Genomic DNA, 19,446 nt, shown 5'->3' on the forward strand with positions numbered 1-19,446 from the left:
ACACCCGCCCCCCGCCCAGGCCCCCGCGCGCCCGCGCCCCCCGGGGGCCGCGCCCCCCCCCCCCCGCCCCTCTGCGCCTCCGGCGGCCCCGCGTGCAGCAAGGACCCGCAAGAACGCGGCGGCCACCGGGATCACCGTGGATCTGCGCGCGTGGTTCGGGTACACCGCTGCCGGCGGATCCACCGACGACGGGCGCTTTCGCCTGCTCACCGTCCACCTGCCCGCCGCCTACGCCCAGCAGCTGCTCGACGCCCAAGGCCAGGGCGCGGGCGAGGCCGCGCTGCGCGGCATCGTCGCCGAGGGACTGCAAGAGGTGTACTTCAAGGACGGCGGCCACCGCGCCCACGGCCTGGAGGTCGATCTGACACCTGTCCCTCCATCCGGGTGCAACGGCCCTTACCGGGCTGCGGGCACTGATGTCCAGGTCTTCCGTCGATCGAGAGCAAATTCCCTGCTTCTGCGAATGATGATCACCCGATGGGGCAATATCCTCGAACATCCCTGCCTGACCCGGCGCCCGTGACCAGCTCGCGGTCCGTTCGGTGGGCAGGGGGATCACAGGCGTGGCTGCCATGTCTGGCGAGAGCCGCCGCTCCCCGCTCCGGCCAGAGAAGGAGGGGGCGGCGGCCGATCCCCCCGACGGGAAGTGATCTCGGCTACACCCACAGTGCGCAGTCCGTTGCCCGACGTCACTCATTCGAGTCCGTGCGGCCGCAGCCGGTGTTGACGTTCCGTCGCACCATCAACCGGTGATTAGCCCGTCAGTGAACCGATTTGCCCGATCTTGGACGGGGTGTCTCGGCACTATAAACGCAGACCCGAATCCTCCGGTTCCCAGGGCCAACACTGCGCAGGCACAGCGAAGTTGCCCGCGGTAGACGGGCCGTGCATTCTGACGCTCCCAGCACGGTGGCCTTCTGGCCGGAGCCCGCCGACCGCTGGGTCTGTCACTCGCCAGACACCCGTGCGGTGCCCCAGCACCGCCGGGCCAACCCCAGGAGACCATCCGTGTCGACCACCCTGCCCGCCACGCCGCCTCCCGACCCGTCCGCGCAGGACGCCGGCAACGACAGCCGCCACGCGGTCCACGTACGCGTCGGACGCCACTTCGAGCTCAAGCTCTACCTCTCCCCCACCGTTCTGGCCGCGCTGCTGGGCGGCGGCACCACCACCGCCGCCCTCGTCACCGTCCTCGCCCGGTAACCGCAAGGCACAGCGGGGGCTGAGCCGGCCAACGGCATCAGCCCCCGCTTTACGTTCGGCCCGCTCCGCTGGAGATTCCGAGTGGCCAAGGCCCGGACCAGCGGTGACGTGCTTCGCGAGTCACGTCAGAAAGACAGCCGCGAGAAAAGAGCGCAGGTCCTGTCTACGGTCGACAACATGAGGCCGAGGGCGACCCGATCACGATGCTCGGTGTTGCCCGCGCAGCTGGCGTCTCGAACTGGCTCGTCTATCAGCCAGAGATCAAGGAGTACATCGAGAATGCCCGCAAGGGCCAGACCCGTAAGGCTGCCCAGGGCGAGATCGGCAGACCACGGGCGAGCGCAGCCGGCCTGGCCGTCGACCTTGAACTCGCCCGCGGTGAGATCCGCACGCTCCGAGAGGAGCGCGACCACCTCAAAGGAGTCGTGCGGCGAAACCTCGGACAGCAGCTCGACCAGGCCGGCACAGGCGATCTGATCAAGCGGGTGAACGAACTCCTGGCTGCCAACCAGCGGCTCGAGGACCAGCCCGCCACAGTGACCGCCGTGCGGGACGAGCTGGGGCAGAGCCTCGAAGCTGCCATGGAGGAAGTGGCCACCGTTCGGATGGCCATGACGCAGATCATGCGAGACGCCAACCGCTGACAGCATCGTCGGGGGCCCTGGCCGACGAGGCGGCGGCCAGGGCCGGCGCATGCGTCAGAACGTGCGGTCGCTGCGCCAGGTGGACTGGCTGGACGGGTTGTTCAGGTCGACGGTGAGGCCGGAGAGCCGGCCGTCCGCGCCGCGCGTGCCGGTGTATCGGCCCCTGGGTCCATGGTTCCACTGGACGACGAAGTAGATGTCGTTCCCGGTGACGGCGCCCTCCTGCAGGGTCCCCACGGTGTTTCCGGACGATGTGGATCCGAAGAGGTTCCCGGCGGCGTCCTGCCTCAGATCCACCCGCACGGTGGCGTTGGTCTGGAAGATGGTCCAGACCCCACTGGCGTTGAACGCCGCCGCCCGGGCCTCCCGCACCGCACTCGGCGAGCTGGCGGGTGCGGCGTTCGCGGGGGCGGTGAGCGCCCCCGCGACGGAAAGGATCAGGGCGGCGGCGGACGTGGTGAGGAGCTTGCGCGTACGGCGTGACATGGACATCTGCCCTCCAGGGGCGGCCAGGACGATCGATTCCGTTGCGTGATGCACGGAACCTCGCGCCTGGACTACCCATGATCAACTGGGCCGAGTCCTTGATTCACTCGAACGAGAATCAGGCCGCGGCCAGGAGCGTTACGCCGCGCGACGTCGCGTCGTAGCGGCGCAGGAGCAGGCGGGCTGGCTCGGGCGCCGCGCCGAGGACGCCGGACACCAGATCCGCCCCGGCCGCTTCGGCGCCCGCGGCGATGCGGTCCGGGAGACGTCCGGGGACGATGACGTACGGGGCCATCACCACGCGCCCTCCGGCACCAGCCGCTCAACGACCCCCGCGCCCTGGTCGCGGTCTCCGCGGCTTCCAACCGGTCCAAGTCCGACCAGGACCCCTGCACCTGGCTGCCGCCGTACGCCGGCAACGGTGACCAGGCTGGTCGAACCGAACCGCCTGCCGACGTCCTCTCCAGCCGCGGTCGAAAGCCGCGCGCCGGATGGGGTAGCTGTCTAGGCTGACAACGTCTGTGATCTTTACCGGGGGGATGTGGTGGCATGGCGCGGGACCTGCGGATGGCTTTCGGCGCGGGGGACCGCACGGCGGAGGCCCAGGAGGCCTTCACGAACCGCCAGGTCCAGTGGCAGGTCGTCGTCGCGGCGCTCGCCGACCACCTCCAGCGGGTCGCCGCCCCCTCGTTCGACGTCGAGGACGTGACCAGCCCCCGTAACAACGTCATGGCGGCCCACGGCGTCGGCGGCATCGGCAAGTCGACGCTGTCGAGGAAGATCGAGGCCTCGCTCGCCCAGCCCGCGCTCCGTCCCGCCCAGTGGGGCGCGCCCGCATGGCCGACCGACCGGCTGCTGCCCGTGCGGATCGACCTCGCCCGCTCCGCCGGCACGGACTTCGAGCGGGTGGTGCTGTCGATCCGCCTGGCCGTCGCCTCTCTCGGCCAGCCGATGCCCGCCTTTGACCTGGCGCTGCGCCGGCACTGGGACCGCAACCACCCCGGGGAGCCGCTGGAGGAGTATCTGCGCCGCGGCGGCCTGCTCTCCCGGTTCAGCAACGCGGTCAACCTGCCCGGCCAGATGCAGTCCGCGCTCGCGGACGCCTCCCAGGCCCTCGCTCTGCCCGGCACCGTCGGCGGCGCCGTCGCCCAGGTCACCACCGCCCTCGTCGGTGCGCTGCGCGAACGCCGCCAGACCGTGCGCGCGCTGGCCGGCTGCGCCCGCCTGGCCGACGTCCTGGACGCCGAACCCGACCTGGACACGCTGTCCTTCGCCACTCACCTCCTCGCCTGGGACCTCCAGCAGGTTCCCGCCCAGCGCCGACTCACCCCGGTGATCCTCTTCGACAGCTTCGAGGAGGTCGGCGACCGCACCCACCGCGACTTCGAGCGGCTGCTCCAGCGCATCGTCTGGCTGATGCCCAACGCGTTCTTCGTGATCACCGGCCGCAACCGGCTCCAGTGGGCCGAGGAAGGCCTGAGCGGACAGCTCGACTGGACCGGACCGACCGCATGGCCCGGCCTCGCCGGCCACCTCCCCGGCGCCCGCGGCCACGGAGGGCCAGCCGCGCGGCAGATCCTGATCGGCGACCTGGCCCCGGAGGACTGCGACGACCACCTCGCCCGCCGTCTCGCCCAGAGCGGGCAGCCCCTCATCGGCGAGGACCTGCGCCGCGCCATCACCGCCCGCTCCCACGGCCTGCCCCTCTACCTGGACCTGGCCGTCCTGCGCTTCCTGGAGATCCGCCGCACCGGCCGCGCACCGGCCGCCGAAGACTTCGGTGACTTCCCCGCCCTCGTCTCCCGCACCCTCAGCGACCTCACCAGCGACGAACGCCACGTCCTGCGCTCCGTCTCCCTGCTGGACGCTTTCTCCGTCCCGCTGGCCACCGAGGCCGCCGGCCAGCCCACCGACGCCGCCGCCCTGCGCCTGTCCGAGCGGCCCTTCGTCCTCGAGGACCCGACCGGGCTGTGGCCCTTCCACCTCCACCAGGTCGTCCGCTCCGCGATCCGCAACGCGGACGACCACACCGACGACCGCTGGTCCGACCAGGACTGGCAGCGCGCCGCACACCGCGCCCTCGCCGCCCTCGGGCGGCAGTGGACCGGCGGCACCCGCCGCGACCGGACCATGCTCGTCGGAGTCCTGCGCCAGGGCCTGCGCCTGGCCCGCGACGCCGACGTCCACGACCTTGGCTGGCTCACCGACGCCACCTTCGCCTACATCGGCGACTCCATCTGGGAACCCCTCGCCCCGCCCGCCGCCGACCACACCGCCGCGGCGCCGCTGTCGACGCCCGCCGACGCGCTGGTGGAGACCCTCAGCGCCATCGTCCGCCGCCAGCACGAACACCGCGCCCGCACCGTCCAGCGGCTCACCGCCGTCATCGACTCACGGCTGCTGCCCACCGAGCTGCACGACCTGGCCGTCTACTACCGGGCCAAAGCCCAGCGCGACATCGACGCCTTCGACGCATCACGCCGCGGCTACCAGCACGTCGCCGACAACGGAGGCCGCCTTGCCCCGGCCGCCCGCCGGGGCCTCGCCCAGGCCGCCCGGCTCGCCGGCGACTTCCCCACCGCGCTCGCCGCCGCCCATCAGCTCGGCTGGGAAGGCCGCCAGCAGCGCGTCCTCGGGGACATCCACTGGCTCCAAGGCGAAGCCCAGCGCGCCGCCGGCCTCTACCTCGCCGGCCGCCTGGAAGCCGAAGAGCACGCCAAGGCAGGCGAGGCGGTGCACAATCAGTCCCTGCGCACTCTCGCCGTCGCCCTCACCGACCCCCGCCAGGCCGACGACGAAATCGACCTCTCCCGCCGGCTCCTAGCCGGCCTCGACCTGCGGGCCACCGCCGCCAAGACCGCCATCGCCACCCTCATCCGCGACGCCGGCGCCCCGGACGTCGACGACCGCGGCCGCACCCTGCGCACCGAACTTGAGACCGCAGGCCTCACCTCCACCATCCCCACCCTCGAACTCGCCGTCGCCTTCCACCAGGCCGTCCTCGACGACCAGGAAGCCCTGCGGGCCACCATCGACCGGCTCCGGGCACAAGTGCAGAGCGGCGGATACGCGTACTGCGTCGACATCGCCTGCTTCATGGCCGGCCTCCCCCTCCCCACTGGCCACACCCCACCGGCCTGGCTTGATGACGCAGAATCCACCCGCGGCCGCTGGCGGAACTTCGTCGTCATCCGCCGTCGGCTTTTGCACAGGCGCGGGTGACCGACAGGGCGTAGTGCCAGATCAAAGGCCCTCCTGACGTCGTAAAACCCGGCAGGGAAGCGGAGATTCGGGGCTAGCCTTGGTTCATGTCGACAGCCGACGAGACTTCCGCCCACGTGTGTGCACCGTGGAGCAGCCTCCTGATCCGCCAGGAGATGGAGGCGCTCGAAGCGGCGGAAGACCCTTGGCATGCTCCCTCGGATCGTCCGTCCGGACCGCGACAGCTGGACTTCCCCCCGATCCGCAACGGAATCGACTACCTCGCCAGCGTCGTCGAGCACCTGAACGAGACCGAGTCGGCAGTTGAGCCCCGGGATCTCAAGTACGCGGTGCTACACCTGCAGGCAGCCGCCGAGGTGCTGCTGAAGGCCCGTCTGCTCCGGGAGCACTGGAACCTCGTCTTCAAGGATCCCGGGAAGGCGACACGGAAGGCGTTCGAGAGCGGGGACTTCGAAAGCTGCGGGACTGACGCAACGGTGGAACGTCTGCGTGACATCGCGGGAGTCACCATCGACCGCAAGGACGTCGAGGCACTGAAGGACCTCGCGCGGGACCGCAACGCGCTGCAGCATTACGGTCTGACGCACAACGCTCATGCTGTCGAAGCCCGCGCCGGCCGGGTTCTCGACTTCCTCATGCGGTTCTTGGACACCCAACTCCTGCCGCTGCTGGAAGGAGACGAGCGCGAGAGAGCCAAGCACGACATGGGCCCGGTGGCTGTCGGAGTGAGGCACATCAGCTCCTACGTCAAACGGCGACTCGACCGGCTCCGCGGCGAGCTCGCCGGCTTGGAAGACCAGACCATCATGTGCCCCTACTGCGAGCAGATGACCCTCATCGTCGCCTCGGGCAGCGGAGACTGCCGCTTCTGCGGCGGATCCTGGGATTCGGCGGAGTTGCTCGCGTTCGACTATCTGGGCTGCCCTGACGGTAGGTTGGCTTTGACATTCATATGTCCGCAATGTGACTCCCCCGCCTTCGTAGAGGGGGCCCGTTTCGCGGACGGCAACCGGCGCTCCGACACGCTGCACTGCTTCGGCTGCGGCGCCCGCCATCAAGCGCGGAATCTCGCAACATGCGCCGGATGCAGTCGCCTGTGGCCGGCCGATGCCGACGCCGACCGCTTGGGCCACACGCTCTGCCCGGACTGTCGGGACCATACCGCGCGCGACGCCGCCTGACGGGGGGCCAGCTCGGTACCTCCGGTGTTGTCAGTGGCAGGAGGTACCGTCAGTCAGTTGGGCGCCCGGCAGCGTGGCAGGGCGCCGGCCGGAGGCGGATCTCGTCTCCAGTAAGGCTGGAGGTTGCATGGCCCTGGACAGACGCCGGGTGCAGAGCGCAGTGATCGGCCACGCCGATTCCGAGCTCCCTGTGGTCCTCCCGATGGAAGCCATAGGGCTCGATGACTTCCGGGCCCACCATGCCGGCCAGACCTACTGGTGCGGTGTCTGGCTGGGCGGGTGCGGGCACCAGCTCTTCACCAAGCTGTACACCGACCGCGCCTGCCACTTCGCTCACGGGCCGGATCCCGAGCACACCTCCACCTGCGCCCGGAAAGCGGCCGGGGTTTCCAGCGCGGACCACCTGTACATCAAGCAGGGGCTGCTGGCCTGGATGGCGGAGCAGGACGTCACCGCCACCGCCACCATCCCGCGCGAGGCCGACGGATCGATCGGCCGGGAGGTGCTCTTCACCCCCGCCGGTCACACCGGCCTGCGGGTCCTGCTCTCCGAGTCCGCCGGCTCACCCACACCGCTGGGAGAGGACTCCGCCCAGCTGGTGCTCGGGCCCGAGTTGGCGTCCGACCCGGACGTGCTGCTGCGGCAGGGATACGTCAACCGCATCCAGCTCATCCCGGACGGGACCCGCCGCCGGATCCAGGTCGGAACCGAACGCCATGGCGGCACCACCGAGTGGTTCGACCTGCACGAGGTGGAGTTCACCGACGCGGGACTGACCACCCCTGCGGTCGAAGAAGTCCGGCGGCTGCGGACCATGCGGCGGCCCATCGGCATGCAGGTGCCCAAGGCCCCGCCGCAGCAGCCCCGGCCGAACGTACGGGCGACCCGCGACGAGACGCACGACTTCCCCTCGCCGGACCGTGCGGACGTCATGGCGGCCCTCGAGCAGGCAGTCGGTGACGGGCGCAGCCGCACGGAGATCCGCCGCTGGCTGAACCGGGCGGAGGAGGTGACCCGCGGCGGGGCCACCGCCGAAGAGAACGGCCTGATCAGGGCAGCAGTAGACGCGCTGCTGAGGCTGGAACGAGCAGTCGGCCTGCCCACACCGCGCGAACCGACCTTTCAGGAGCGCAAGGCCCTGCAGAGAGTCCAGCGGCTGCTGGGCAACCTCGCGGAAGGGAAACGCCTCGGGTTTCCGATCATCACACCTCCCCAGCGCCGCCAGCTCGCCCAGGCCGCGGAACAGGCTTCCGCATGGCTCACCGACGCCCAGCGCGCCCAGGTCCAGGCATGGCAGACCGCTTCGGCGCAGTCGGCACCCGCACCGCGTGCGCCGCAGCCGCCGGTGCGGCCCCGGGCGCCGCGCATTCCTCCTGCGGCTGCCCGACCCTCGCGCTTTGACGGGGCCGGCCTTGCCGACGCGGTCCGGGACGTCCTGGAGCACGCGGCCCGGCTGGGGAAGACCGTGGCCTTCGCCGATCTGTGTGCCCAGGTCAAGGACCTGGGGGAGCTGTCGGAGTCTGATCAGGTGCAGGTGCTTCGTCGGGTCACGCCCACCGCTCGCCCCCGCAGTCCCAAACCCCAGCGCCCTGCTCTGCTCACCGCCCTGATCACCACCGAGGCGGGAACCATGCACCCGATCTACCGGCAGCTGGCCAACCATGCCGGCCACCACCTGCCCCAGCAGGCCGACTGCGCGTGGACCGACACCGTCAAGATCCTTCACGACCGCTACGACAACCCATAGCGGCACTGCCCGCAATGGACACCTGCTTCTTGTGCCGGTCCCACCCGGCGTGTCCCGACACGAAGGGCTACTGGCCCAGGTGGACGGCCCGGACGCCGGTGCCTTCATACGGGCCCGGACGGTGCATGACGGCATAGTCACGGCCGAACCGGTTGGCCTCCAAGGCGGATCCGGTCAGCCGGTGCAGCCAGAACCCGTACACCACCGACTCCATCTGCGCCCGCGTCAGACACAACCGCCACCGGCCCGCGCCCGGGTCGTACACCGCTGTACGGACCTGGTCGGCGAGCCCCGCCGCCGGAGGTGTCCTCAACTGCCCGGCCAGAGCGACAAACACCCTGAGCGCCGCCATCTGCGACGGCAGCAACTCCACCAGCCGCTCCCGCGGCCCGGGCCCGGACGGATCTGGCACCGGGCGCATCACCGCTGATCGAACTGTCGGCGTGGGAGGGGCGTGCGGTGCGCTGGGCGGTGCAGCCTCTCACCGCCCGTCCTCGCCTGGGCTAAAGTGGACGATCAGCCGGGCAGGCTCACTGGGGGCCGTCAAACCACTCGCCAACGAGGTCCCCTTCTGCCCGCCTGAGTGAAGGACTCAGGTCGGCGGGATGGTGCGACGAGCCAGGGGCAGGGCCGACCGTTTCGCAGCCCGTGAATGGCGCTCGGCCTATCGAGTTGGTTGATGAAACCCGCTGGAGACGGGACAGCGGGATCACGAGGTTTCCCCTTGAGCGTGGCGCAGCGCGCGCATCGAGTGGTGCAGGTCCGTCTCTTCGGTGATCTCGTCCAGGATGAGGGTCGAGACTCCGAGCGCCAGGTAGCGCGCAAGCAGTTTGCCGACCTGCTCGTAGGTGCCGACAAGGTATGGGCAGAAGGTCTTGTAGGCGCGGAACGGATAAAGCCAGTAGGTGTCCTTAGGCGAGGGTGACTGGAATGCGTCCCTGGAGAGGCTGAGGTGCCACTGCGATTCGACGGTCTCGGCGGCGATCTCGTGCACCTCCTCGCCCAGCGGGTCGGAGGGGAACCGCGCGTGGGCGACGGCCCAGGCCTCTTCGGCCGTGTCGCGGGCGATGATGCCGAGGCGGAAGCCGCCGTCGACGAGCGGCGTTCCGTCTCCGTACTCGCCGATCTCACGGGGGTAGGCCAACCGGGTGGCACCGAACCGCCGTTGGGCTGTGCGACAGGCGTCGGAGGTGCCGGAGACGAACACGCGGGGCTTCAGACCGGGTTTGAGCGGCGGAGTGACGGTTGCGTGATCCAGCCGGTAGAACTGGCCGTCGTAGGAGACCGGGCGGTCGCCGTCTAGGAGCTGTCGGACGATCTCCGCATACTCCGTGAGCCGGTCGTAGCGCCGGTCGTGGTCGAGTCCGCAGCCGAGCTCCCGCAGGTGCCGGGGGAACCCGCCGATGACGTAGTTCAGGTCGACCCGACGCTCCTGGAGGAAGCCGATGCTGCTGATCATCCGGGCCACGCTGAACGGGTGCATGTACGCCGGGTTGACGGCCACGAGCGGGACGAACCGCACGGTGTTCTCGATGAGGAGCTGCGCGGCGGCCCACGGGTCGAGAAGGGTGTTGTCGCTATAGACGAGCATGCCGCGGATGCCAGCCGCCTCGGCCCATTTGGCCTCCTGGATCAGGCGCTCTCTAAATTCCCACGAGGTGCGACCAGCCGCCGACGGGAAGGTCGTGTACAGGGTGACCACTGTTTCTGACTACCTCTTCTCCAAAGCACGGAATGACAGTCCGACTCGCATCAGATCGCACCGAGCCGGCGCAATTCCTTTGCCAGGGTGCGCGGCGTCGGGAAGTCGAACATCGCTGCGATGCTCAGGTCGATACCGAATTCGGCCCGCAGGTGCGACATCAGTTCCACGGCCGTGAGCGAGTTTCCGCCGAGCTCGAAGAAGTCGTCGTCCAAAGCGACGTTTCCGATGCCGAGCATGGCCGACCACACGGCGGCCACCCGGTCGTCGACGCTCGCTGTGCGAGCAGCGGTCGTGGTCGCGGAAGGAGCCACGGCAAGACCGGAGTCCGGGGCGGGCGCGGGAGTCTCGCCCCCGTTCGCCGTCGCCGCCGCGACCTGCTCGGCCACCGGCTCCGCAATCGCGTCCCCGAGGGGCAGAGGCTCCTCCTGCCGGAACGGCCGCACGGCCACCTGCCGCGGGGTGTGTCCACCCAGCAGTTCGAAGAGCAGGTCGAGGCCCGTCCGCGGGGGGATGCCCTCCGGGCGCAGACCGGCCGGTGCCGCCGCTCCCGCCGTGTCGGCGCCGCCCAGTACGTCCCCGGTGATCCTGCGCATCATGAACCCGGTGATCTCGGCCACGACCCGGCCGTCCGGCGCGATCAGTTCGATGTCCGCCGCGATAGTGTCCCGCGCCGAGTCCTTGCGGCGCACCTTGCTGAACAGCTTCGGCGGCAGCGCCTCGTGGACGGTCAGCTCGCGGTAGAGGAAGGGCAGGTGCGGGTCCTCGCGCTCGATGTCGCGGGCATAGGCGGTAGCGGCGTCCAGCAGCGTCGGGTGCACGGCGTGCTGCCCCGCCTCGGCCGCGAACTCCTCGGGCAAGGCCAGCGCGACCACGCGCAGCTCCCGGTCGGCGGAGGTGGTGCGGACCTCCTCGACGGTGTGCCAGCGGGGCCCCAGAGCGAAGGCCAGCCTCCCAGACTTCAACGCGGACGGACTGCTGTCCGGTACGGAGGCCAGCAGCGCCTCCAGGTCCACCCGACGCCGTTCGGCGGTGGCCGAGCCGATCCACCCGGTCACGTGCGTCAGCACCGTGCCCGGCCCTCCCACCGGCGTGGAGGTGATGGTGAAAGTGTGCCCGCCCACCGGGTCTGGCACGAACGCGATCTCCAGGCGGCGGGCGGCCGGGACGGCGAGCGGGCGGCGGAAGACGGCGTCCGAGACACGTACGGATCCCTCGGCGACGCCCAGCACATCGGAGCGGTACGCCCCGATGGCCAGGTCCAGGTACGCCGTGCCCGGCATGACGGGGGTGCCGTCCATCCGGTGCTCGTCCAGGACGGGGAAGGCCTCGGCGCTGACGTCGACCGACCAGTGGAAGCCCCCCTTCTCCGCGAGTCGGCGGCGCTCGTCGTCGGCCAGGCCCCCGACGGCCATGCCCACGTCGGTCCACGACGGCCAGTTGATGCTCAGCAGCCGGTCGGCGTTGATCCGGGCAGAGCGGATCCAGGCGTCGAGGAAGGCGTTGCCCGCTGCGTAGTCGCCGCTGCCCACGAGTCCGTCGAGTGCGGCGCGGCTGGAGAAACCGACGAAGAAGTCGAGAGTGCGACGGGCCTCGAAAACCTCGCACAGCGCGAGGGCGCCGGCCACCTTCGGCGCCAGCGTGCGCTGTGCGCGGGCCCGGTCGGAGAACTGGACCATGGCGTCACCGGCGATCCCGGCCAGGTGGAAGACGCCGTGCACCGGGCCGTGTTCCGCGGTGACCTCGTCCACCACGGTCGTCAGCGCGGCGGTGTCGGTGACGTCACAGGACCGTGCCCGGACCACGGCTCCGAAATGCTCCAATTCCTCCCGGTCGGCCTGGGCGAGCACACCGCCCCGGCCGAGCAGCACCAGGCGCGGGCGCAGCCCGCTGCGCGCCAGCCCCTTGGCGACGGACAGGCCGAGGCCGCCGAGCCCGCCGGTGATCAGGTAGACACCGCCTCGGCGAAGCGGATTCGCCTCCAGGGGGTCGGGTCGGTAGCCGGTCTCCACCGGAAGCCAGCGGCGGTCCCCCCGCAGGGCGATCAGTCCGCTGTCGCGCCAGCGTCGCAGCTCCTGGACGGTCTCGTCCTCTCCCACCCCGGTGCCGAGGTCGATCAGGCGCGCGGCCGCTCTCGGGTTCTCCTTGGCCAGGGTGCGCACCAGGCCCGTCAGCATGGCGTGCGCGGCCTCGACGGGCTCGTCGCCGGAGACGTCCACAGACCGCTCGGTGACGACCATGAGTGCGGGCTGGGCGGAACCGCCCAGCGCGCGACCGGCCTGCCGGACGAGCTCGGTGACGGTGTGGAAACCGAGTTCGAGGGTCTGCTCCACGTCGGCGGCCGAGTCGGCGGCGCCCAGCATCCAGCCGTGCACGATCAGTTCCGGCACGGTCTGCCGATCGGCCAGCGTGTCGAGCAGGGACCGCAGATCCTCGGCGTGTGCTGGGCGAACGGTGAACCCGCCGGCCACCTCGCCGAAGCCCTCCCCGGCCCAGACCGGGACGATGCGCAGCCCTGCCTGGCTCAGACGGGCGAGCAGGTTGACCGAGGCGGTGCGGTCGGCGGGGAGCAGGGCGACGGCGTGGATGGCCTCGCGGGGCCCCCGCGCCGGTTCCGGGCGGGCGGCGGGCGGCGGCTCCTCGGTCCACCGCGCGATCGAGAAGGGGCTGACGGCCTGCGGCTCGGCGGGCCCGGCCGGGAGGGCGGCCGTCGCGCTCGTTATAGCGGCCGGCCCGGTGGCGCTCGGCCGGTCGACGGACGGCTCCGCCCAATAACGCTCGCGCTGGTACGGGTACCCGGGCACCTCGGTGCGCAGCCACGGCGCTCCGCCGCTCACCGCGTCCCAGGCGACGTCGTGTCCGTCGGTCCACACGGCGGCCAGTGCGTTCAGGACCGACCGGCGGTCGCCCGGGGACTGCATGCGTCGATGCGGCAGGGTGGCGGCAAGGACGTGGCCGCCGTCCTGCACCGCGGGGTGGCGCCTGACGAGGGCGGTGAGCGTGCGGCCGGGGCCCACTTCGAGCAGCAGCCGGTCCTGCTCGGCGAGCAGGGTGTCGAGGGCGGCGCCGAAGTGGACGGGAGCGGTGAGCTGGCCGGACCAGAAGGCGGGGTCGGTGGCCTGGGCGTCCGTCATCAGGGCGCCGGTGGCGGCGGAGTAGACCGGAATGCTCGGCGGCCGCAGCTCCATCCCCGCCACGGCGCGGTGGTAGGCGTCGGCGGCCCCGGCCATGCCGGGGCTGTGAAAGGCGTGTGAGGTGTTGATCCGGCGGGAGACCAGGCCGGCCTCGCGCGCGGCCGCCGCGAAGGCGTTCAGGTCCTCCGTGCCGCCGGCCACCACGACCTGCTCGGGGCCGTTGACGACGGCGATCGTGACGCCGTCGGTCATCAGCGGCCGCACCCGGTCGGCGGAAGCGGCCACCGCGAGCATGGCGCCCGGGGGCTGCGCCTCCATGGCACGGGCCCGGACGGCCACCGCGCGGACGGCGTCGGGCAGGGACAGCACCTCGGCGACCGCCGCGGCGGTCACTTCACCGATGCTGTGGCCGAGCAGGGCCGTGGGGCGCACGCCGCAGGACATCCACATCCGGGCGAGGGCGTACTCGACGGCGAACAGCAGCGGCTGGGCCTTGAGGGTGCTCTGCAGGTCGCCGTCCCGGGCCGCCTTGCGCCACCACTGCCGCAGGGGCAGGTCCTCGGCATGGAAGCAGTTCAGCACCTCGTCGAACGGGGCGGCGAAGGCCGGCTCGTGGTCGTAGAGGTCGTGGGCCATGCCCGCATGCTGACTGCCCTGGCCGGGGAAGAGGAAGGTGATCCCGCCCGGCCGGTCGCGGGAGGTGCCGACGATCGCGGCGGACCGGGGGTCGGTGAGGACGGCCACCGCCTCGGCGGCGCCGGCGGCCACCGTGGCGCCGCGGACCGGGTGGGCCGTGCGGCCGCGCTGGAGGGTGTCGACGCCAGCTGCGAACGCGCCCTCGCCGACGGCCGCGAAGTGGCCCGCCAGGCGTTCCCGGTAGGTGTCGGCCGCCTGCGGGGTGCGGGCCGACCACACCACCAGGCGGGGGCTGTCGTCGTGCCGCGGCAGCAGGCGCGGCGGCGCCTCCTCCAGCACGGCGTGGACGTTGGTGCCGCCGATGCCGAGCGAGCTGACGCCGGCGAAGCGCGGCTTCCCGGGCGTGCTCGGCCAGTCCTTGGCCTCGACGGGGAGCTGGAAGGGGGAGCCGTCCAGCTCCAGCTTGGGATTGGGCCGGTCGAGGTTGACGTTGCCCGGGATGCGCTCGTTGACCAGCGAGAGCACCACCTTGATTAGGGAGGTGACGCCGGCAGCGTGACCGAGATGTCCCACGTTGCCCTTGACGGAGGTCAAGGCGCAGCTGCCCGGCTCCAGTTCGTCGGAGAACATCCGGAACGCCTTGTTGAGGGCGGCGACTTCGATCGGGTCGCCCAGTACGGTGCCGGTGCCGTGGCTCTCGACCAGGGAGATGTCGCCCGCGTCGATGCCAGCCATGCTGATCGCCTCGGCCACGACGGCGACCTGCCCCGTCACGCTGGGCGCGGTGTAGCCGACCTTCTCGGCGCCGTCGTTGTTGACGGCGGTGGAGCGCAGTACCGCCAGGACGCGGTCGCCGTCGGCCAGCGCGTCGGAGAGCCGGCGCAGGACGACCACTCCGGCGCCGCTGCCGAAGACGGTCCCGGAGGCCTCGGCATCGAACGGACGGCAGCGGCCGTCCTTGGTGAGCGGCCCGCCCTCGGCCCAGTAGTGGCCGTGGCCGAGGGGGAGTTCCACGTCCGCGCCGCCGGCCAGGGCGAGTTCGCACTCGCCCGCGCGCAGGGACTGGGCGGCGAGGTGCACGGCGACGAGGGAGCTGGAGCAGGCCGTCTGCACGGTCATGCTCGGACCGTGCAGGCCGAGCTTGTACGAGACGAGGGTGGCGGCGGAGTCGGCGTTGTTGAGGGCGCCGCGGGACATGCCCGTGGTGCTGCGCGCCCGCCCGCCGTCTGTGTCCGCCAGTCGTCCCTGGTAGGTGTTGGTTCCGACCGAGCCGAAGACGCCCACGTCGGGCAGCGAGCCGGGAACGTGTCCGGCGTTCTCCAGGGCCGCGTGCGCCGTCTCCAGGAAAAGCCTGATCTGGGGGTCAGAGATCTCGGCATCCCGCGGGGTGAAGCCGAAGAGCCCGGCGTCGAAACGGTCGAGGTCGGGGGCCTGGGCGACCGCCTTGACGTAGTCCGGGTCGGACAGCGCGTCCTCGGGCACGCCGTTGGCGCGCAGCGCGTCGTCGTCGAGCAGTTCGACGGAGTCGCTCCCCGCCATGAGGTTGCGCCAGAACTCGTCGGCGCTCCGCGCTCCGGGGAACCGGCCAGCGAGGCCGATGATGGCTATGGGGTCGGGCAGTTCGTTCATGAGTTTTCCCCAGTGTCCTGGTAAAGGTGTCGTCGGATGTCGAGTCGGCGCCGGGCGGCGGACCCGGCCCCGGGCGGGGCTGTCGCGGAGCGGGCCGGGCCCGGGGCGCGGGCGGCGCCCCCGGAACGGCTGTGGGCGGGGGCATCGAGGACCGCGGCGAGACGGCCCAGAGTGGGACGGGCGAACAGCTCGGTCACCGGTACGTCGAGGCCCAGCCGCTCCCGCAGCAGCCCGTGCAGCCGCACGAGCCCGATCGAGGTCAGCCCGGCGTCGAAGAAGTTCTCGTCGGGGCCCAGGTCCTGGCCGAGCACCTCGCGGGCGAGCGCCGCGAGGCGCCCGCCGCCGCCCTGCCTGGCGGCGGTGGTGGTGGCGGGCAGGACGGTGCTGTCGGCGGCGGAGACCTTGTGGTTGTGGTCCATGCCGAGCCGGTCCACCACGCGCACGATGGTCGGGACGGCGTGGCCGGGCAGCAGGCGGCGCAGGTGGGCGCGTAGCCGGCCGGGGTCCGGGAGGGCGGCGCCGTCCGGCACCACGTGGAGGGTCAGCGCACCGCCGACGGCGTTGGCCTCGAAGGTGGCCAGCGCACGGGCGACGGAGCCGTGGCTCAGGGCGGCGGCCTCGATCTCCTCCGGGGCCACCCGGAAGCCGTCGACGAGGAACTGCCGGTCCGCGCGGCCTTCGACGTGGACCCGGCCCGCTGGGTCGCGCCGTCCCAGGTCACCGGTGCGGAACCGGCGGACGCCGGGCCCCGCCCCGGCCGTGAACGCGTCGCCGCGCCCGCCGTCGTCCACGTACCCCAGGGCCACCCCCGGCCCCTCGACCACGACGCTGCCCCGGCGTCCCGGTTCCACCGGGCGGCCCGTCCCGTCGAGGACGAGGAGCCGGTTTCCGCCGAATCCGTCGCCCACGGGGAAGACGGCGGTGTCGGGCAGGGCCGGGTCGGGGTCCCGGCCGGATTCGGCGACGGTGGCGCAGGAAGCGATCTGCGGGGTCTCCGTGGCGCCGTAGGCGTTGACGATCCGGGCGCCGGTGAGACGGCGGAGCCGACGTACGAGACCCGCCGTCAGGGGGGCGCCGCCACAGACCACCAGCCGCAGCGCGTCGAGCCGGGCCGCCGGGTCGCCGGCCGCGGTGACGAGTTCGAGGAGGGCCGGGGTGGCGTGCAGGATGGTGATCAGGCTCTCGTCCAGGAAGCGGACGAGCTGGTCGGGCGATCGGAACGCGCCGTCGGGCGGCACCACGAGCGTGCCGCCCGCGCGCAGCGGTACGAACAGGTCCCGCAGCAGGGGGTCGTGGCCCGGCCCGGCCAGCAGGGCGACCCGGTCGCCGGGTCCCGGCGCGAACTCCTCCGCGTACCGGTCGAGGGAGGCTTCGAGGACTCCGCGGCCGGCCACCACGGCAGCCGGTCGCCCGCTGGTGCCCGAGGTGAACAGGATGTGGCTCGCGTCGGGCAGCCACCGCCCCGGCGCCGGGCCGTCCACCGTGCGGGGGGCCTCGGCCGTGGCGCTGTCCAGGAACAGGCGGGGCCGGACCGCGCCCCGCTGTTCGTCCAGCCGGGCGGCGGGCAGGGCGGCGTCCGACAGGGCGGGTACGGCGCCCGACGCCCAGACCGCCAGCAGGGCGACGGGCAGCCGGGGCGTGCGGCGCGAGGCGACGTCCACCACGGCGCCGCCAGCGGCTCCGGCCGACATCAGCCGGGCGGCGAGGGCGTCGACCCGGTCGACGAGTTCCCGGTAGGTCATGACCGGCACACCGTCCTGCTCCACGGCCACCGCGTCGGGCGTGTCGGCCGCCCTGGCCCGGACGCTCTCTACCAGCGGCCGTGCGGCCGGGTACGCGGGGAGGGCGGGGGCCGGGTCCGGGGCGGGTCCGAGCAGTTCGGGGGCCGTGTCCGGTTCCTCCAGCAGCCGGGTCAGCACGTGTCCGACCTGGTCGAGGATCTCGCGGGCGACGTCCCCCGCCACCCGGTCGGTGGCGTGGACCAGCTCCAGGCGGTAGCCGTCCTGTCGGCGCAGGTAGAAGTTCAGGTCGAACAGGGCGGCGTGGCCGGGCGGCTGATGGTGCGTGGCCTCCAGGTCCCCGAAGCGCGGGGGCGGCGGGGTGCGGGTGACGTCGTTGACCCAGACGTGGAAGAGGGGGTTGCGCGTGGGGCCGCCGGTCAGGCCCAGGGCGTCCACCAAGACGTCGAAGGGCGGCGCCCCGTGTTCGTAGGCCTCCAGGTAGCGCTCCGCCGCGTGCCGCAGCAGACCAGCGGCGTCGGTCTGGGCGCCCACGTCGAGCCGTACGGGCAGCGTGGTGAGCAGGAACCCGAAGAGGTCCTCGTCCCGGTGGCCGCGGCGCACCGAGGCCGGCATGCCTAGGACGACGCTCTCACGGGAGGTCCAGACCGACAGGACCAGGCCCACACAGGCCAGCAGGAGGGTGGCCGGGGTGGCGCGGTGCGTGCGGAGCAGGGCGTCGACCCGCTCGGAGGCCCGGGCGTCGAAGTGGAGGCTGGCGCCGGAGCCGGTGGAGTCGGGGACGGCGGAGGGCCGGGGGGCGAAGGGAAGCCCGCTCCGCGTGGGCACCCCGTCCAGGCGGCGGCGCCAGAACTCCAGGTCCTTCGGCCAGCCGCGGACGGCGTCGGGGTCGGCGACCGCGCGGCGCGCGTGGTCGGCGAAGCGGGAGGCATCGTCCGGTGGGGCGGTGCCGGTGTAGGCGGCTGCCAGGCCGGCGAACATCAGGTCGAGGCTGTGCTGGTCGCAGACCATGTGGTGGACGGAGAGCACCAGGTAGGCGGCGTCGCTGTCGGTGCACTCCAGCAGCCCGGCCCGGAAGAGCGGCGCCCGGTCCAGGGGGATGGTCTGACGGGCGATCCCGCGTACGAACGCGTCAGCGTCGGCCTCGGGGCCGGTCGCGGTCTGCCACACGGGGGTGACCGGCCGCCCGTACACCAGGCGGGCCTCGCCGTCGGCCGGGCCGGCGACCTCGGCGCGCAGCAGGTCATGGCGCCGGACCACCGTGGCGAGGGCGGCGTCCAGCCGGGCACGGTGGGGCCGCCCGGCCAGGCGCAGGGATCCGACCACGTTGTAGGCGGCGGGGTCCGGCATCACGTGGCTGAGCAGGTGCAGCCGCTGCTGCGCCGGGGTCAGGGGGCCGGTGTTGGGGCAGGGTGCGTGGTTCCCGTCCGGGCCGGGCACGGGGTACGGATCCGGCGCCGGTTCCGGTTCCGCGGGGCGGGCGGTGCGGGGGGCGTCGGCCACGTACGTCTCCAGCTGTTCGAGGGAGACGTTCTCGACCAGCAGCAGCCGGAGCGGGACGTCGACGCCCAGCTCCTCGGCGATCCTGGCGCGCAGGCGTACGGCGAGCAGCGAGTGCCCGCCGAGGGTCAGGAAGCCGTGCCCGCTGTCCGGCCGGTCGGTGTCACGGCCGAGTTCGCCCCACCACACCCCGGCGAGCGGGGTGTCCGCGGACCGGGTCGGCGGACCGTCCGGGGCGCGCCGCCACCACGCGGCGAGCGAACGGACGAGTTCCCCCTGGTCGACTCCCTCCGGTGACTCTGGCAGTTCGGGCAGCCAGCGGAATCCCCGGGGGTGCTCCGCCGCGGGCAGGTGGTCGGCCAGGTGGTCGCGCAGCTCGGCGAGCGGCACGGCCGGGCCGGTCGCCACGAGCGCGGCGACGGCTTCCGGCGCACCGCCGGAACGGCCCGGGACGGTGACCACGGCGGCACGGTCGACGCCCGGGTGGGCGGCGAGCACAGCCTCGAGCCGCGAGGTGTTCTGCACGCTTCCTCCGTAGGAAGTCTCGGGTGGACAAGCCGGGACGAGGGGGCGGGTGGGGCGGCCGGGGTACGACCGGGCCGGTCGGGCCGTCAGGCCGTCAG

At 72.4% G+C, this 19,446-nt stretch carries 11 protein-coding genes and 1 pseudogene; 6 read left to right on the forward strand and 6 right to left on the reverse strand.

Annotated elements, in window-relative coordinates:
- The first annotated feature begins 136 nt into the window (after nucleotides 1–136).
- From ABZ490_RS29265 to ABZ490_RS29275, 3 genes are all read left to right on the forward strand, one after another.
- Complete coding sequence (locus ABZ490_RS29265; RefSeq protein ID WP_358996223.1) at nucleotides 137–523, forward strand: hypothetical protein; 387 nt, start codon at nucleotides 137–139, stop codon at nucleotides 521–523.
- 485 nt (nucleotides 524–1,008) lie between these two features.
- Entirely contained in the window at nucleotides 1,009–1,203 is a 195-nt protein-coding gene (locus ABZ490_RS29270) for a hypothetical protein (protein WP_351678759.1), read from the forward strand.
- A gap of 203 nt (nucleotides 1,204–1,406) precedes the next feature.
- The gene (locus ABZ490_RS29275) at nucleotides 1,407–1,847 is read left to right on the forward strand and encodes a hypothetical protein (RefSeq protein WP_358996226.1); all 441 of its coding nucleotides are present in this window, start codon (nucleotides 1,407–1,409) and stop codon (nucleotides 1,845–1,847) included.
- A 54-nt stretch (nucleotides 1,848–1,901) separates the two neighbouring features.
- On the opposite strand, the gene ABZ490_RS29280 is transcribed toward ABZ490_RS29275, so the two are convergent.
- Both ABZ490_RS29280 and ABZ490_RS29285 read right to left on the reverse strand, forming a co-directional pair.
- Nucleotides 1,902–2,339, reverse strand: a complete 438-nt coding sequence (locus ABZ490_RS29280; protein ID WP_358996229.1) for a hypothetical protein — start codon at nucleotides 2,337–2,339, stop codon at nucleotides 1,902–1,904.
- Between the two features lie 112 nt (nucleotides 2,340–2,451).
- Nucleotides 2,452–2,637, reverse strand: a pseudogene (locus tag ABZ490_RS29285) (sirohydrochlorin chelatase); the annotation flags it as partial.
- 245 nt (nucleotides 2,638–2,882) lie between these two features.
- Between ABZ490_RS29285 and ABZ490_RS29290 the strand changes: the two are divergent.
- The 3 genes from ABZ490_RS29290 to ABZ490_RS29300 all read left to right on the forward strand — a co-directional run bounded on the left by ABZ490_RS29290 (nucleotide 2,883) and on the right by ABZ490_RS29300 (nucleotide 8,483).
- Nucleotides 2,883–5,555: an ATP/GTP-binding protein gene (locus ABZ490_RS29290; protein WP_358996232.1), complete on the forward strand. Its 2,673-nt coding sequence runs from the start codon at nucleotides 2,883–2,885 to the stop codon at nucleotides 5,553–5,555.
- 86 nt (nucleotides 5,556–5,641) lie between these two features.
- Nucleotides 5,642–6,736, forward strand: a complete 1,095-nt coding sequence (locus ABZ490_RS29295) for a hypothetical protein (RefSeq protein ID WP_358996236.1) — start codon at nucleotides 5,642–5,644, stop codon at nucleotides 6,734–6,736.
- 127 nt (nucleotides 6,737–6,863) lie between these two features.
- The gene (locus ABZ490_RS29300; RefSeq protein WP_358996239.1) at nucleotides 6,864–8,483 is read left to right on the forward strand and encodes a hypothetical protein; all 1,620 of its coding nucleotides are present in this window, start codon (nucleotides 6,864–6,866) and stop codon (nucleotides 8,481–8,483) included.
- Between the two features lie 67 nt (nucleotides 8,484–8,550).
- Here ABZ490_RS29300 and ABZ490_RS29305 read toward each other — a convergent pair whose 3' ends face one another.
- The 4 genes from ABZ490_RS29305 to ABZ490_RS29320 form a co-directional block, all read right to left on the reverse strand.
- Nucleotides 8,551–8,856 (reverse strand): DUF6417 family protein, encoded by a 306-nt coding sequence (locus ABZ490_RS29305; RefSeq protein ID WP_358996242.1) that lies wholly within the window; start codon nucleotides 8,854–8,856, stop codon nucleotides 8,551–8,553.
- A 336-nt stretch (nucleotides 8,857–9,192) separates the two neighbouring features.
- Nucleotides 9,193–10,185, reverse strand: a complete 993-nt coding sequence (locus ABZ490_RS29310; RefSeq protein WP_358996245.1) for an LLM class flavin-dependent oxidoreductase — start codon at nucleotides 10,183–10,185, stop codon at nucleotides 9,193–9,195.
- A 50-nt stretch (nucleotides 10,186–10,235) separates the two neighbouring features.
- Nucleotides 10,236–15,584 carry a type I polyketide synthase gene (locus ABZ490_RS29315; RefSeq protein ID WP_358996249.1) on the reverse strand — a complete coding sequence of 1,783 codons (5,349 nt, stop codon included), beginning with the start codon at nucleotides 15,582–15,584 and terminating at the stop codon, nucleotides 10,236–10,238.
- Nucleotides 15,581–19,348, reverse strand: a complete 3,768-nt coding sequence (locus ABZ490_RS29320) for an AMP-binding protein (RefSeq protein WP_358996252.1) — start codon at nucleotides 19,346–19,348, stop codon at nucleotides 15,581–15,583. Before ABZ490_RS29320 ends, ABZ490_RS29315 begins: the two co-directional genes overlap by 4 nt.
- Between the last annotated feature and the right edge of the window lie 98 nt (nucleotides 19,349–19,446).

The sequence above is a fragment of the Streptomyces sp. NPDC005811 genome, assembly GCF_040630405.1.
Taxonomy (GTDB): domain Bacteria; phylum Actinomycetota; class Actinomycetes; order Streptomycetales; family Streptomycetaceae; genus Streptomyces.

Bases quoted from the DNA above. Each gene is read 5' to 3' on its own strand.
- ABZ490_RS29315 (WP_358996249.1), bottom strand. From the start codon at position 15,584: ATGAACGAACTGCCCGACCCCATAGCCATCATCGGCCTCGCTGGCCGG.
- ABZ490_RS29280 (WP_358996229.1), bottom strand. From the start codon at position 2,339: ATGTCCATGTCACGCCGTACGCGCAAGCTCCTCACCACGTCCGCCGCC.
- ABZ490_RS29300 (WP_358996239.1), top strand. From the start codon at position 6,864: ATGGCCCTGGACAGACGCCGGGTGCAGAGCGCAGTGATCGGCCACGCC.
- ABZ490_RS29295 (WP_358996236.1), top strand. From the start codon at position 5,642: ATGTCGACAGCCGACGAGACTTCCGCCCACGTGTGTGCACCGTGGAGC.
- ABZ490_RS29290 (WP_358996232.1), top strand. From the start codon at position 2,883: ATGGCGCGGGACCTGCGGATGGCTTTCGGCGCGGGGGACCGCACGGCG.
- ABZ490_RS29275 (WP_358996226.1), top strand. From the start codon at position 1,407: ATGCTCGGTGTTGCCCGCGCAGCTGGCGTCTCGAACTGGCTCGTCTAT.